The sequence below is a fragment of the Modestobacter sp. NPDC049651 genome (assembly GCF_040659695.1).
In the GTDB taxonomy this organism is placed as follows: domain Bacteria; phylum Actinomycetota; class Actinomycetes; order Mycobacteriales; family Geodermatophilaceae; genus Modestobacter.
In genome coordinates, this window is record NZ_JBFAOG010000020.1 from 14,510 (window position 1) to 28,999 (window position 14,490).

General features: G+C 76.3%; 12 protein-coding genes. 5 read left to right on the plus strand and 7 right to left on the minus strand.

Annotated features, from left to right (window positions below):
- Positions 1–10: 10 nt before the first annotated feature.
- Positions 11–1,108 (minus strand): ABC transporter permease, encoded by a 1,098-nt coding sequence (locus AB0J00_RS19910; RefSeq protein WP_357748234.1) that lies wholly within the window; start codon positions 1,106–1,108, stop codon positions 11–13.
- An 88-nt stretch (positions 1,109–1,196) separates the two neighbouring features.
- On the minus strand, positions 1,197–2,153 hold the full coding sequence (locus AB0J00_RS19915; RefSeq protein ID WP_357748236.1) for an NAD(P)-binding protein: 957 nt from the start codon (positions 2,151–2,153) through the stop codon (positions 1,197–1,199).
- Positions 2,154–2,225: 72 nt separating this feature from the next.
- On the opposite strand from AB0J00_RS19915, the gene AB0J00_RS19920 reads away from it, so the two are divergent.
- Together AB0J00_RS19920 and AB0J00_RS19925 are read left to right on the plus strand one after the other, a co-directional pair.
- The gene (locus tag AB0J00_RS19920) at positions 2,226–3,035 is read left to right on the plus strand and encodes an RNA methyltransferase (protein ID WP_357748239.1); all 810 of its coding nucleotides are present in this window, start codon (positions 2,226–2,228) and stop codon (positions 3,033–3,035) included.
- A 43-nt stretch (positions 3,036–3,078) separates the two neighbouring features.
- Positions 3,079–3,279: a hypothetical protein gene (locus tag AB0J00_RS19925; RefSeq protein WP_357748241.1), complete on the plus strand. Its 201-nt coding sequence runs from the start codon at positions 3,079–3,081 to the stop codon at positions 3,277–3,279.
- 16 nt (positions 3,280–3,295) lie between these two features.
- Here the strand turns inward: AB0J00_RS19925 and AB0J00_RS19930 are convergent, their stop codons facing one another.
- The 5 genes from AB0J00_RS19930 to sepH form a co-directional block, all read right to left on the minus strand.
- Positions 3,296–3,766 (minus strand): general stress protein, encoded by a 471-nt coding sequence (locus AB0J00_RS19930; protein ID WP_357748243.1) that lies wholly within the window; start codon positions 3,764–3,766, stop codon positions 3,296–3,298.
- A gap of 106 nt (positions 3,767–3,872) precedes the next feature.
- On the minus strand, positions 3,873–4,283 hold the full coding sequence (locus tag AB0J00_RS19935; protein WP_357748246.1) for a VOC family protein: 411 nt from the start codon (positions 4,281–4,283) through the stop codon (positions 3,873–3,875).
- Positions 4,284–4,310: 27 nt separating this feature from the next.
- Complete coding sequence (locus AB0J00_RS19940; protein WP_357748248.1) at positions 4,311–6,137, minus strand: ABC transporter ATP-binding protein; 1,827 nt, start codon at positions 6,135–6,137, stop codon at positions 4,311–4,313.
- On the minus strand, positions 6,134–7,963 hold the full coding sequence (locus AB0J00_RS19945) for an ABC transporter ATP-binding protein (protein ID WP_357748251.1): 1,830 nt from the start codon (positions 7,961–7,963) through the stop codon (positions 6,134–6,136). The genes AB0J00_RS19940 and AB0J00_RS19945 overlap by 4 nt, the downstream gene beginning before the upstream one ends.
- Before the next feature lie 54 nt (positions 7,964–8,017).
- The gene (gene sepH, locus AB0J00_RS19950; RefSeq protein ID WP_357748253.1) at positions 8,018–8,983 is read right to left on the minus strand and encodes a septation protein SepH; all 966 of its coding nucleotides are present in this window, start codon (positions 8,981–8,983) and stop codon (positions 8,018–8,020) included.
- Positions 8,984–9,294: 311 nt separating this feature from the next.
- On the opposite strand from sepH, the gene AB0J00_RS19955 reads away from it, so the two are divergent.
- The 3 genes from AB0J00_RS19955 to AB0J00_RS19965 are packed head-to-tail and all read left to right on the plus strand — an operon-like array spanning position 9,295 to position 14,488.
- Positions 9,295–11,079 (plus strand): N-acetylglutaminylglutamine amidotransferase, encoded by a 1,785-nt coding sequence (locus AB0J00_RS19955; protein ID WP_357748255.1) that lies wholly within the window; start codon positions 9,295–9,297, stop codon positions 11,077–11,079.
- Between the two features lie 25 nt (positions 11,080–11,104).
- Positions 11,105–12,961: an alpha/beta fold hydrolase gene (locus AB0J00_RS19960; RefSeq protein ID WP_357748257.1), complete on the plus strand. Its 1,857-nt coding sequence runs from the start codon at positions 11,105–11,107 to the stop codon at positions 12,959–12,961.
- Between the two features lie 39 nt (positions 12,962–13,000).
- Positions 13,001–14,488 carry a circularly permuted type 2 ATP-grasp protein gene (locus AB0J00_RS19965; RefSeq protein ID WP_357748260.1) on the plus strand — a complete coding sequence of 496 codons (1,488 nt, stop codon included), beginning with the start codon at positions 13,001–13,003 and terminating at the stop codon, positions 14,486–14,488.
- Positions 14,489–14,490: the final 2 nt, after the last annotated feature.

Sequence of the window (14,490 nt, forward strand, 5' to 3'; positions counted from 1 at the left end):
CCGGTCGCGGTCAGGCGGGGTCGGCGCGCCCGCCCACCAGCTCCGGCACCGGGCGGTCGTCGTCCGTGCCCGGCTCGTGCCGGCCGGCGTGCTGCCGCCGCCGCTGCAGGGCGTCGAGGCCGCCGATGAGCAGCAGCGGCACGACGGTCCAGAGGCCCAGCACGATCCAGGCGTACCGGACGCCGTCGTCGTCGAAGTAGGTGGCGCCGCGCAGCGCCCGGACGGCGACCCCCGAGGGCAGCACGTGCGCCAGCGGCTCCATCCACGGCGGCAGGAACTGCGCCGGCAGCGTGCCGGTGCTGGTGGCGTTGCCGATGATCACCAGGCCGATCGAGGTGAGGATCTGCCCGGCCGACCCGACCAGCCGGAACAGCACCGCGGCCGTCGCGCCGCACGCGGTGGCCAGCAGCGCGACGATCGAGGAGACGAGCAGGAAGCCGGCCGGCAGCGCCGCGTACACGACGTCGGCCAGCCAGCCGATGATCGAGCCGGCCAGCACCGCGAACAGCACGATGCTCAGCACCCGGTAGCGCAGCAGCAGCTTCGGCGCCGAGGAGAACGACGAGATGCCGAAGAGGAAGCCGCCCAGCACGACGCCGAAGGCCGCGTAGAACAGCGCCAGCCCCCGGCTGTCGCCGGCCACCAGCGGCCGCACGTCCTGCACCTGCGGCGGCTGCCCGCTGGCCTGGGTCAGCGGCGACAGCGCCTGCTGCACCAGCTGGGTCACCTGCTGGCCGTTCGCGCCGGCCACCTGCAGCCGGGCCGGGGTGGCCGTCAGGTCCAGCACGCCGTACACGTCGTGCGAGGTCAGCGCCTCGCCCGCCGGGCCGGGCGCGGCGTAGCGGCGCACCTCGAACTGCCCGGACGCCGACCGGTCGAGCTGCTGCTGCGCCTGCTCGGCCTGCTGGTCGCTGCCGACCACCGCCACCGGCAGGTCGTGGGCGACCGGGTCGTGGAACGCGGCGGTGTAGACCGCCACGAACGCGACGCCGTTGAGCGTCGCGATCAGCGCCGGCAGGAGGATGCCGCGCACCAGCGCGCGGGGCGTGCTGCCGCCCGACCGCTCCTTCTCGGCTCCTGCCTGCGCCGGGCCCGGAGGCCCCGCCAATCCACCCACCGCGCACCGCTTCCGTCGTCACCGGCGCAGGCCGCGCCGGCGGTTGCCCTACCCGACGATCCGGGGCTGACTCCTCGGGTCAGCCGAGCTCGGCGGCCAGCGCCCGGCCCAGCGCGTCGCCGGACCGCCAGGCGCTCTCCACCCGGGGCGGCGCCGACCAGCCGTCGCCGCAGACCCCGAGCCGGCCGTCCCGCCCGAACGGCTGCTCGCGCGGGGTGCCCGGCCGGGCGTACGTCCAGCGGTGGGTGTGCGTCCACGCAGGCGCGGCGTCCAGCCCGAGCAGCCGGACGACGGCGTCGACCACGGTGCCGGTGGCGGCGTCGGGGTCGGCCAGGTGCCGGGCGGCGAGCGCCCCGGTGGTGTGCGCGACCAGCACCGGCGCGCCGTCGCCGCGCCGGTCGCCGTCGTCGGCCAGCCAGGCCAGCTCGGGGTGGTCGTTGACGAAGACGCCGTGCAGGTCGGCCGGCCAGCGGCGGTCGGCGAAGCCCAGCGCGACGGCGAGCACCGGCTCCCAGCCGTCCGGGTCCAGGCCCAGCCGGCCGGCGGTGGGCGCGTCGACCAGCCGGGCGGCCTGCGGGTCGGGCAACGCGAGCACCACGGCGGCCGCCGGCTCCCCGTCGACCGCCGGGGCGCCGGTCACCGCCCCGACGTCCCGGCCGGTGGTCACCGCGACGCCGGTGGCCAGGTCGGTCACCAGCGAGCGCAGCCCGCCGGGGGTGCCGTACCGCAGCGGGCCGGTCGTCGTGCCGGTGAGCCCGTCGGCGTCCGCGGTCGCGAAGGTGTCGGTCCACGGCCGGGCCAGCCCGCGAGCGGTCCAGTCGGCGACCACGGGCGCGAACGGCGAGCCGTCGGGGACGGTCAGGTAGCTGGCCCCCAGGTCGACCGGGCGGCCGTGCAGGGTGCGGCTCGCCATCCGGCCGCCGGGGGCGCGGCCCCGGTCGAGCACCCGCACCGGCAGCCCCAAGGCGCCGATCGCCCGGGCGCAGGCGAACCCGGCGATCCCCCCACCGACGACGACGGTCTCTGCGCTGTCCACCCGGTGATCCTGCGGTGCCCGGCCGGGCACCGCCTGCCGAGCCCGGGGGAGCGGGCAGGGATCATCGTCGCCGTGGCCGTCGTCCCTGAGCTGATCACCGACCCGGGCGACGAGCGGGTGGCCGACTTCCGCGACCTCGTCGCCGGCGACCGCCGTCCGGGCACCGAGCGCGGCACCGGCCCCGTGATCGTCGAGGGCGTGCCCGCGGTCGAGCGGCTGCTGGCCTCGCCGTACCCGGTGCGCGCGGTGTTCGGCGTCCCCGGGCGGGTGGCGGCGCTGGACCTCCCCGCGGGCGTCGCCGCGTACGAAGCCGACAAGTGGGTGCTGTCCGACGTCATCGGGTTCCGGCTCACCCGGGGCGTGCTGGCCTCGGCCGACCGGCTGCCGCCCGCCGACCTGGACGCGCTGCTGGCCGGCCCGGACCCGGCGCGGCCGCGCCGGCTGGCCGTCCTGGAGGCGCTCAACGACCACGAGAACCTCGGGTCGATCGCCCGCTCGGCGGTGGCCCTCGGCGTCGACGGCCTGCTGCTGGACCCCCGCTGCGCCGACCCGCTGTACCGGCGCTCGGTGCGGGTGTCGATGGGCCACGTGCTGGGCCTGCCGTTCGCGGTGCTCGGCGACTGGCCCGCCGACCTCGACCGGCTGCACGACGCCGGCTACCTCACCGTGGCGATGACCCCGGCCGCCGACGCCGTCGACCTCACCGACGTCGACCCCCGCGCGCACCCGCGGACGGCGGTGCTGCTGGGCGCCGAGGGCCCCGGGCTCACCCCCGAGGCGCAGCAGGCCGCCCGGGTGCGGGCCCGGATCCCGATGCGCACCGGGGTCGACTCCCTCGGGGTGGCCGCCGCGGCCGCGGTCGCCTTCGCCACGCTCCGCTGACCGCGTCCTGGCGCGCCCGGTCACGGACACCTACCGTTCCGCCATGACGTTCCTGGTGGTGGCGGGGGTCCTGCTCGTGGCGCTGCTCGCGGCGATGGCGGTGCACGACCGCCGGGCGCGGGCCCGCGGTGCCCGGCTGAACCCCGACGCCGGAGCGCAGTCCGGCCGCCGGGGGCTCAACGGCACCGGCAACGTCGACGCGTACCGCGGCTCCGACGGCACGCACCCCAGTGGGGGCTGGTGACCGGTTCGCCGGCCCGTCAGCCGCGCAGCGCGAGGCGGGCCAGGTGCGCCCGCGCCTCCTCGGCGACCTGCGGCGCGCACAGCACGTCGTAGCGGCCGGCCACCACCTGGCTGGTGCTGGTGAAGTCGCGCTGGCCTCGGGTGGCGCTGTAGCCGACCGCGCCCGCGACCGCGCCGAACACCAGGCCGAAGAGGAGACCGGTGAGCACCGAGCCCAGCCAGTTGCCCTCGTCGGCGAAGATGCCGAGCAGCAGGCCCACGAAGAGGCCGAACCAGGCGCCGCTGGCCGCGCCCGCGGCGGCGGCGCGGCCCAGGGTGAGCCGGCCGAGCACCTTCTCGACCAGGCGCAGGTCGCTGCCGACGATCGTCACGTTCTCGACCGGGAACTTCTCGTCGGAGAGGTAGTCGACGGCCCGCTGCGCCGCGGCGTAGTCGTCGTACGACCCGACCTGCACTCCGTTGGCCGGCATGGACACCGAGGGGGGCATGGGGGTCTCCCGTCTGGAGGTGGCCGGACGTCCCGGCCCTGCCGGGACGTACCTGCCCGCCCCGGGCCCCAGGGCAAACGATCTTCCGCGGTGACCTGTTCCGCACTCAGCCCGGCGGGTCCTCCTCGAAGCCGATCAGCCAGTGCACCCCGTACCGGTCCACGACCTGGCCGTCGGAGGCGCCCCAGGGGCGGCGCTCGAGGGCCTGGACGACCCGGCCGCCGTCGGCCAGGCCGGCGAACCACGCGCGCAGCGCCGCCGGGTCGGCCGCGCCGAGCAGCGACAGCATGAGGCCCTGGGTGCGCAGCGGCGGCTCGTCCCCGGCGGCGTCGGCCGCGAACAGCGTGACCGGCCCGTCGACCAGCTCGCCGTGGGCGATCGCGTCCCCCGGCCCGTCGGAGCGGCCGAAGTCGGCGTACGTGTGCAGCTCGGCCCGGCCGCCGAAGAGCTCGGCGTAACCGGTCAGCGCCTGCCGCGCGGTGCCCGGCAGCAGGACGTAGGGGGAGGGGGCCGCCATCCGCCGGACCCTAGTGGCACCCGGCGTTCAGACGAGGCTGTCCGCCCACGCCCGGTGCAGGTCGGCGAACCGGCCGGTGCCGGCGACCAGCTCGGCGGGCGGGCCGTCCTCGACGATCCGCCCGGCGTCCATCACCAGCACCCGGTCGGCGATCTCCACCGTCGACAGCCGGTGGGCGATGATCAGCGCCGTCCGGTCGGCCAGCAGGGTCTGCAGCGCCCGCTGCACCAGCCGCTCGCTGGGCACGTCCAGCGAGCTGGTCGCCTCGTCCAGCACCAGCACCGCCGGGTCGGCGAGGAACGCGCGGGCGAAGCTGACCAGCTGCCGCTGGCCGGCCGACAGCCGCCCACCGCGCTTGCGGACGTCGGTGTCGTAGCCCTCCGGCAGCGCCCGGACGAACCCGTCGGCGCCGATGGCCCGCGCCGCCGCCTCGATCTCCGCCCGGGTCGCGTCGGGCCGGCCGAAGGCGATGTTGTCGGCGATCGAGCCGGAGAACAGGAAGCTCTCCTGGGTCACCATGACCACCGCGCGGCGCAGGTCGGCGTCGGCGAGCCGGTCCAGCGGGACGCCGTCCAGCCGGACCTGCCCCGCGACCGGGTCGTAGAACCGCGCGGCCAGCCGGGCCAGCGTCGACTTGCCGGCGCCGGTGGCCCCCACGAGCGCGACGGTCTGCCCCGCCGGCACCGTCAGCGCGAGGTCGGGCAGCACCGTCGCGGCGCCGTAGCCGAACCGCACCCCGTCGAAGACCACCTCCCCGGCGGCCCGCGGCAGCGGCAGCGGATCGACCGGCTCGGGCACCGTCGAGCGCTCCTCGAGCACCCCGGACAGCTTCTCCAGCGCGGCGCCGGCGGACTGGTAGCTGTTGTAGAACATCGCGATGTCCTGCAGCGGGTCGAAGAACCGGCGCAGGTAGAACAGGAACGACGTCAGCACGCCCACGGTCAGCGCGTCGTCGATGACGAGCACCGAGCCGTAGCCGAGCACCGCGACGGTGACCAGGTTCCCGATCATCGTCACCGTCGGCACGAAGACCGCGATCAGCCAGAACGCGCGGTGGTTGGCCTCCCGGTTGGCCTCGTTGAGCTCCGCGTGCAGCTCGTCGTTGCGCCGTTCCCGGCGGAAGGCCTGCACGGCGCGGATGCCGCCGAAGGTCTCGGTGAACTGGACGATCAGCGCGGCGATGGTCTCCCGGGTGCGCCGGTAGGCGAGCGTCGACTGCCGCTGGAACCAGCGGGCCACCAGGTACAGCAGCGGCAGCCCGGCCAGCGCGACCAGCCCGAGCCGCCAGTCGAGCACCAGCAGCACGACCCCGACCGCGGTGATGCTGAACAGCGCGGTCAGCAGCCCGTCGAGGCCCTCGTCGAGCAGCTCGGCCAGCGCCTCGACGTCGCTGGTGAGCCGGCTGATCGTCCGCCCCGAGGTGTACCGCTCGTGGAACGACAGCGGCAGGTGCTGCACGTGCCGGAACACCCGCCGGCGCAGGGTGAGCAGCACCGCCTGCCCGACCCGCCCGGCGCCGGTGAGGAACAGCCAGCGGAACACGGTGTCGACCAGCGCGGCGACGACCATGGCGGTCGTCGTCCAGACCAGCGGCCACGCGTCGCCGGCCAGCAGCGCGGGGACGGCGTGGTCGATGCCCACGCCGATCAGGAACGGGCCGGCCAGCCAGGCGGTGTTCTGCACCAGGATGATCCCCAGCAGCACCCACAGCCGGCGCCGGTGCGGTCGCAGCAGCTCACCGAGCAGCCGCCGCGAGCGGCCGCGCAGGAACGTGCTGGCCGACGCGGACAGCTCGTCGGCGTCCTCGGTGGCGACGCCGCGCCAGTCGGCGGCCGCGTCCGGCGTCGCGGTCACCGGAGGCCCCCCTCGCCGGCGCCGGCCAGCTCCTGACCACCGACGAGCCCCTGACCACCGACCAGCCCCGCCTCGCTGGAGAGCAGCTCGCGGTAGGCCGGCACGGTCGCGAGCAGCTCGCGGTGCGGGCCGACCGCGGTGATCCGGCCGTGCTCCAGCAGCGCGACCCGGTCGGCGAGCAGCACGGTCGAGGCGCGGTGCGCGACCACCAGGGCGGTGGTCTCCGCGAGCACCTCGCGCAGCGCCTGCTCGACCTTGGCCTCGGTGTGCACGTCGAGCGCCGAGAGCGGGTCGTCGAGCACCAGCACCGAGGGCCGGCCGAGCACCGCGCGGGCCAGCGCGAGCCGCTGCCGCTGCCCGCCGGACAGGGACAGGCCCTGCTCGCCGATCCGGGTGTCCAGACCCCAGGGCAGGTCGTGCACGAACTCGGCCTGGGCGACCCGCAGCGCCTCGGCGACGTCCGCGTCGGTCGCGTCCGGGCGGCCGAGCGTGACGTTCTCCCGGACGCTCATCGAGAACAGCGTCGCCTCCTCGAAGGCGGTCGCGACGACGCTGCGCACCTGGGCGAGCGGCAGGTCGCGGACGTCGGAGCCGTCGAGGGTCACCCGGCCGCCGGTGACGTCGAACAGCCGCGGCACCAGGGCGGTCATCGTGGTCTTGCCCGAGCCGGTCGCGCCGACCAGCGCGACGGTCTCGCCGGGGGCGACGTCGAGGTCGATGCCGTCGAGCACCGGGGCGCCGGCGCCGGGGAAGCGGAACACCGTCCGCTCGAACCGCAGCCGGGCGGGGCGGGCGATCCGGGCCGGCCGGGCACCCGGGGAGTCCTGCACGGTGAGCGGCGCGTCGAGCAGCTCGCCGATCCGGTCGCAGGCGCTCGCCGTCTCCTGGGCCTGGGCGAGCAGGAACCCCAGCGACAGGATCGGCCACAGCAGCACGGTGAACAGCGCGACGAAGCCGACCAGCCCGCCGAGGGTGAGCGCGCCGGACTGCACCGCCAGCGAGCCGCCGACCAGGATGACCCCGAGGGTGACCTGCGGGTGGAACTCGAACAGGCACCAGATGAGCGCCAGCGTGCGCACCTTGCCCAGCTGCAGGTCCCGCATCCGCACCGCCTTGCGGTCGTAGCGGCCGAACACCAGGCCGCTGCGACCCAGCGACCGGACCACCCGGATGCCCTGCACGGCCTCCTCGACGTCGGTGGCCAGCTCGCCCTCCTGGTCCTGCACCTGCCGGGACTCCTCGTTGTAGCGGGCCTCCCAGCGCATCCCGACCATCACCAGCGGCACCCCGGTGAGCAGCACCGCGAGCCCCAGCGGCCAGTAGAGGAGCACCAGCAGCACCCCGACCACCGCGCAGGTGACCAGGTTGACGACGAGGAAGACGGCGCCGAAGCCGATGAACCGGCGCACCGTGGCGACGTCCGAGGTGGCCCGGGACAGCAGCTGCCCCGACGACCAGCCCTCGTGGAAGGCGACCGGCAGCCGCTGCAGCCGCTGGTAGAGGGTGTCGCGCAGGTCGCGCTCGATCGCCAGGCTGCTGTTGCCCATCGCCCAGCGGCGCACGAAGAACAGCGCCGCCTCGGCGACGCCGAAGACCAGCGCGAGCGCCAGCAGCGGGACCAGCCCGCCCTTGTCGCCGTCCGCGATCGGCCCGTCGACGACCCGCTGGGTGACCAGCGGGACCACCAGCTGGGCCAGCGTCGCCAGCAGCGCACCGGCGAAGGTGAGCGCGATGAGACCCCGGTAGGGGCGGGCGAGCGGGAGCAGCCGGGCCAGCGCGGCGAGCCGGCCCCGGGCCGGTGCGGACGGGGCGCGGTTCTCGGTCATGGCCCGCCCAGGCTAGGCCCGGGGGCGGACGGTCTCGACCGCTTTACGGAGCGGTCAGCGGTGCCGGCGGACGCCGAAGACGATGTCCTCCCAGGCGGGGATGCGGGCCCGCGGGTCGGAGGTCTCCTCGTCGGTGAGGTCGCCGAGCACCACGGTGTCCTGGGTGGCCAGGTCGTGCGGGATCTCGTCGGAGGTGGCCAGCAGGACGTCCACCGGCACGCCGTCGACCGGGACGACGTTGCGCACGTCGTCCTCGTCGTGGCCGGCGCGGGGCCCGGCCGGCTCCGCGTCGCCCGCGGTGCCGTGCTCGTCGTCGGGCAGCTCGAGGTCGTCGTCGGCGAGCCCGGCGGCGGTGCCGTCGTGGTCGTCGCCGTGCTGCCGGGCGCGCAGCACGGTGACCCCGGCCGGCACGTCGGGCACGACCCGGACCAGCCGGGTGCCCTCGGCGAAGTCGGTGGTCGCGGCGTCGATCGGGGCGACGGTCTTGGTGGGGATGTCGTAGCGCCAGCGCGTGGTGCCGGACTTGTGCCCGGCCCGCCACGCGGCGCGCACCTGCCAGGTGCCGTCCTCGGCGCGGTGCGCGTCCCAGCGGACGGCGTCCAGGTCGGCGCCGAGCAGCCGCAGCCGCTCGGCCATGAACTGCTCCAGCGGCACGGTGGGCGTGCCCTCGGACAGCCGCACCTTCGCCTCGCGGGCCTGCTCGGCGACGCGGGTGCGCTCCTGCAGCACCGGGTGGGCGAACCGCATGATCCGCTCGACGCTGGTGCCCGACGCGTGGGCCACCTGCTCGGGGGTCTCCCCGGCGCGGATCCGGGCCTGGATGACCCGCGGCGGCAGCGCGTTGCCCAGGTCGAGGGAGGTCTGCGCGGGGCGCAGCTGGTCACCGCGGACGGCGGCGCGCAGCCGGTCGTCGATGGCCACCTCGAACCGCTCGCCGGAGTCCATCGACTCCGGGACGTCCGGGGCGAGCACCAGGCGCTTGCCGTCGTCGGAGAGCGCCACGAGACGCAAGGAGCGCATGAGAGGCGGCCTCCAGCAGCGGACGGGGCGGTTCCCGGCGAACGGCGGACCGCGCCCGGGAACAGGACGACCACCAAACTATCTGCGTCCCACCAGTCACACCCGCAGACACGCCCGGCCCGGCGGGTCGCCTCGACAACGGGGCGGGGAGTGTCCTCGACGGTGGGTCACGGTGCGGTCGCCGGATGCCGTGGAACGCACCAGGATGGACGTTCCGGTGTGCGCCAGGCCGGCCCGGTCCGCACAGAGGGAGCGCCCGCGGGTCATCGTGGGACGGAGCCGGGCCGCGGCCGGGCAGGGGAGGAGCGCGCGTGTGCGGGATCTCGGGTGAGGTGCGGTTCGACGGCGGGGTGGCCGACATGGCCGCCGTCGCGTCGATGTGCGACCAGCTGCAGCGGCGCGGGCCGGACGGGTCCGGTGGCTGGCAGTCCGGCCCGGTCGCGTTCGGGCACCGCCGCCTGAAGATCATCGACCTCACCGACGCCGGCGCCCAGCCGATGGTCGACGCCGAGCTCGGGCTCACCGTGGTCTTCAACGGGATCATCTACAACTACCAGGAGCTGCGCGCGGAGCTCCAGCAGGCCGGCTACCGCTTCTTCTCCACCTCCGACACCGAGGTGGTGCTCAAGGCCTACCACCGCTGGGGCGCCGCCTGCGTCGAGCACTTCCTCGGCATGTTCGCCCTCGCCGTCGCCGAGCGGGCCACCGGCCGGGTCGTGCTGGCCCGCGACCGGTTCGGCATCAAGCCGCTCTACCTGGCGCCCGGGCCCGGCCGGCTGCGCTTCGCCTCGTCGCTGCCGGCCCTGGTCCGCGCCGGGGGCGTGGACACCCAGGTCGACCCGGTGGCGCTGCACCACTACATGTCCTTCCACGCCGTGGTGCCGGCGCCGTACACGATCCTCGCGGGCGTGCGGAAGCTGCCGCCGGCGACCGTGCGCACCTACGAGCCCGACGGGCGGGAGTCCGACTGGGAGTACTGGCGGCCGGTGCACGAGCGCCGCCCGGAGCTCGCCGGGCTGGACGCCGTCGAGTGGCAGGAGCGGGTGCTCGACCAGCTCCGGGTCGCGGTGCGCCGGCGGATGGTCGCCGACGTCCCGGTGGGCGTGCTGCTGTCCGGCGGGCTGGACTCCAGCCTCGTCGTCGGGCTGCTGGCCGAGGAGGGGCAGAAGGGCCTGGCCACCTTCTCCATCGGGTTCGAGGCGGTCGGGGAGCGCTCCGGCGACGAGTTCGCCTACTCCGACGTCGTCGCCGAGACCTTCGGCACCGACCACCACCGGCTGCTGGTGCCCAGCGCCGACGTGCACGCGGGCCTGGACGGCGCCATCGGCGCGATGGCCGAGCCGCAGGTCAGCCACGACGCGGTCGCCTTCTACCTGCTCTCCCAGCAGGTCAGCCAGCACGTGAAGGTGGTGCAGAGCGGCCAGGGCGCCGACGAGGTGCTGGCCGGCTACGACTGGTACCCGCCGCTGGCCGGCGTGCCGGTCGACCGGGCCGTCGACGCGTACGCGCGGGTGTTCATCGACCGGCCGCACCGGGAGCTCGCCGGCATCCTCGGCGAGCGCTGGCTGCTCACCGAGGACGTCAGCCGGCAGTTCGTCGCCGACCACTTCGCCCGCCCGGGTGCTGCGACGACGCTGGACAGGGCGCTGCGGCTGGACTCCACGATCATGCTGGTCGACGACCCGGTGAAGCGCGTGGACAACATGACGATGGCGTGGGGGCTGGAGGCCCGCGTGCCGTTCCTGGACCACGAGTTCGCCGAGCTCGCCGCCGCCGTCCCGCCGGAGCTGAAGCTGCTGCACGGCGGCAAGGGCGTGCTCAAGGACGCCGCCCGCGCGGTCATCCCCGCCGACGTCATCGACCGGCCGAAGGGCTACTTCCCGGTGCCGGCGATCATCGACCTGCACGGCGAGTACCTGGCGACCGTCCGCGACGCGCTGCGCGCCCCGGAGGCCCGGGAGCGCGGGCTGTTCCGCGGCGACTACGTGGAGCGGTTGCTCGCCGCCCCCAACACGCACCGCACCACGCTGGGGGCCAACCAGCTCTGGCAGGCCGGTCTGCTGGAACTCTGGCTGCAGCGGCACGGGATCCGCTGATCGCCCCGCCCCAGGAGGTGCCCTGGTGACCGACGCGCTGCGCCGGACCGGCCTGACCACGCAGGCGCGCCTCGCCATCGCCGAGATCGCCGGCGCCGCCGGTGCCTGGTGCCCTGCGCTGGCCCCGGGCGGCGACCGGGTCGCCTACGTGACCGACCGGTCCGGGCTGCCCCGGCTGGAGGTCGCGACGCTGGACCAGCGGACGCCGCCCGCGGTGCTGTCCGGGCCGGCCGACGAGGTCGTCTCCGTCGCCTGGTCGCCCGACGGCCGGTGGCTGGCCCACCTGGTCAGCCCCGGCGGGTCGATCTGCGCGGAGCTGTGGGCGGTGCGGCCCGACGGCAGCGAGCGGCACCTGGTGGCCGGCGGCGACCCGCGGGCCACCGTGTTCGCCGGCGGCTGGACCGCACCCGGCCACTACGTCTGCTCGATCGCCCCCGGCGACGGCCCGGACGCCGACGTGGTGCTGGTCGACGTCGCCACCGGCGCCCAGCGCACGCTGGCCAGCGGCGGGTTCCTCGCGGTCACGGCGGTCGCCGCCGACGAGCGCACCGTGCTGGCCCGCCGCGGCCCGCGCGGCCACCGGCACGTGGTGCTCGTCGACGTGGCCACCGGGGTGCAGCGGCGGGCCGTGCCGCTCGGCGCACCCGGCGGGGCGGCGTCCGAGGACGGCCGGTTCGCCCCCGACGGCTCCGCGCTGCACCTGCGGGCCGCGCTGCCCGGGCTGCCGGGGGTGCCGGGCAGCGACCGCACCGGGCTGGTCCGGGTGCCGCTGTCGGCCGACCGGGTGCCGGGTGAGGCGGAGGTGGTGCTGCGCCGTCCGGACGCCGACCTCGAGGCCTACGCCCTGCGCGCCGACGGCACCGTGCTGTGCGTGTGGAACGTCGACGGCGGGACCGAGCTGGAGGTCCGGGAGCTCGACGGCGGCGACCTGGTGCGCGCCGTCCCGCTGCCGCTGCCGGTGCTGCCCGGCTGGTCGCTGACCGCCGACGGCACCCACCTGCTGGCCGAGCTGACCGGCCCGCGGGCGCCCCGCTCGCTGTGGTGGGTGCCGCTGGACGGCGTCACGCCGGCCACCCCGCTGCCCGCGTCGCCGCACCGGCCCGACCCGCAGCTGCTGGTCGAGCCGGTCGCCCGCCGCTACCCCGGTGGCGACGGCACGGAGCTGGACGGCTGGCTGTACGTGCCGCCGGGGGTGGACGGCCCGAACCGCACGGTCATCACCTTCCACGGCGGGCCGGAGGGGCAGGAGCGCCCCGGGTACTCGGCGCTGGCCCAGTCGCTGGCGGCCGCGGGGTTCACCGTCTTCGCGCCGAACGTCCGCGGCTCCGGTGGGCGCGGGCGGGCGTTCACCGCGCTGGACGACCGGGCGGCGCGGGCGGACACCTTCACCGACGTGCCGGCCACCGTGCGGTACCTGGTCGAGGCCGGCCTGGCCGATCCCGCGCGGATCGGGGCGCACGGCTGGTCCTACGGCGGCTACCTCACCCTGGTGGCGCTCACCCGCTGGCCGGAGCTGTTCGCCGCGGGCGCGACGCTGGCCGGGATGAGCGACCTGCGGACGTTCTTCGCCGGCACCGAGCCGTGGATGGCCGCGGCGTCGGTGACCGAGTACGGCGACCCGGTGACCGAGCGGGAGCTGCTGGCGGAGCTGTCGCCGATGACCGCGCTGGACCGGCTGACCGCGCCGGTGCTGCTGTGCCACGGCGACCGGGACACCAACGTGCCGGTGCTGGAGTCCGTGCAGGCCCACCAGGCGCTGTCGGCGCTCGGCGCGCCGAGCGAGCTGCTGCTGCTGCGGGGCGAGGGTCACACGATCGTGGGACGCGACAACCAGCTGGAGCTCGCCGAGCGGGTGGCGGAGTGGTTCGACCGCTGGCTCTGAGCTGCGCGGCCGTGCTTCCATCGGCGGCGTGAGGGCGCGATGAGCGACACCGGCGTCTTCGCCCGGTACCCCGGTTCGGCCGTGGACGAGGCCGTGGACCCGGCCGGCCGGGTGCGCGCGGGCTACGCGCCGGTGGCCGGTGCGCTGGACGCGCTCGGCGCCGTCGGCGTCGCCGCCGTGGTGGGCGCGATGGCCCAGGAGCGGCGCGCCCGGGGCGTGGTCTTCGGCAGCTTCGTCGACGGCCGCGTCGAGGAGCGGCCCTTCCCGTTCTGCCCGGTGCCCCGGGTGCTGCCGGCCGAGGACTGGGCGCTGCTCAGCCGCGGCGCCGAGCAGCGCACCCGGGCCCTCAACGCCTTCCTCGCCGACGTCTACCGGCCCGGTGGGCGGCGGCGCAGCGACCCCGACCGGCACGCCGAGGTGGTCCGCGCCGGGCGGGTGCCCGAGCGGGTGGTCTCCGCCAGCCCCGGCTTCCGGGCGACGGCGGTGGGCCTGGCCGCCGCCGGCCAGCAGCGGGCCACCGTCGCCGGCTTCGACCTGCTGCGCGGGCCCGGTGGCTGGGTGGTGCTCGAGGACAACCTGCGGGTGCCCTCGGGGATCGGGTACGCGCTGGCCAACCGGGACAGCGGCCGCGCGGCGCTGCCCGGCCTGTACGCGGCCGGCGAGGCCGCCGGGCTCGCCGACCCGGCCGAGGCGTCGGCGCTGCTGCGCGCCGCCCTGGCCGACGCCGCCCCGCCCGGCTGCGACGGGGTGCCGCGGCTGGGGCTGCTCACCGACGGCCCGGCCAACTCCGCGTGGTTCGAGCACCGGCTGCTCGCCGGGGCGCTGGGCGCCGCCGTCGTCACCCCCGACCGGCTGTGGCCGCGGCCCGACGGCGGGGTCGCGGTGCAGGTGGACGGCGAGCGGCAGCCGGTCGACGTCCTCTACCGGCGGTTCGAGGAGACCGAGCTGGCCGGGCACGTCACCCCGATCGGCACCCCGGTCGACGTGCTGCTCGGCGACGCGGTGCGCGCGGGGCAGCTCGCCCTGGCCAACGTGCCGGGCAACGGCGTCGCCGACGACAAGGCCGTCTACCGGTACGTGCCGGAGATGATCCGGTTCTACCTGGGGGAGGAGCCGCTGCTGGACGGCGTCCGCACCTGGGTGCTCGCCGACGACGAGGACCTCGCCGAGGTGCGCGACCGGCTGCACGAGCTGGTGGTCAAGCCGGTCGACGGCTACGGCGGTTCGGGCGTGGTGTTCGGCCCGGCGTGCTCGGCGACCCAGCTCGCCGAGCTGCAGGTGGAGGTCGCGGCCGCGCCGCACCGGTTCGTCGCCCAGGAGCCGGTCGACTTCTCCACCGTGCCCACCGTCGTCGACGGGCTCGTCGTGCCGCGGCGGGCGGACCTGCGGGTGTTCACCGTCGCCGGCACCACCACCCGGGCGCTGCCCGCGCCGCTGACCCGGGTCGCGCTGGACGAGGGGTCGCTGCTGGTCAGCTCCGGCCGCGGCGGCGGCAGCAAGGACACCTGGATCCTGCCGCCCGCCTGACG

Bases quoted from the DNA above. Each gene is read 5' to 3' on its own strand.
- AB0J00_RS19925 (WP_357748241.1), top strand. From the start codon at position 3,079: ATGACGTTCCTGGTGGTGGCGGGGGTCCTGCTCGTGGCGCTGCTCGCG.
- AB0J00_RS19930 (WP_357748243.1), bottom strand. From the start codon at position 3,766: ATGCCCCCCTCGGTGTCCATGCCGGCCAACGGAGTGCAGGTCGGGTCG.
- AB0J00_RS19935 (WP_357748246.1), bottom strand. From the start codon at position 4,283: ATGGCGGCCCCCTCCCCCTACGTCCTGCTGCCGGGCACCGCGCGGCAG.
- AB0J00_RS19945 (WP_357748251.1), bottom strand. From the start codon at position 7,963: ATGACCGAGAACCGCGCCCCGTCCGCACCGGCCCGGGGCCGGCTCGCC.
- sepH (WP_357748253.1), bottom strand. From the start codon at position 8,983: ATGCGCTCCTTGCGTCTCGTGGCGCTCTCCGACGACGGCAAGCGCCTG.
- AB0J00_RS19965 (WP_357748260.1), top strand. From the start codon at position 13,001: ATGAGCGACACCGGCGTCTTCGCCCGGTACCCCGGTTCGGCCGTGGAC.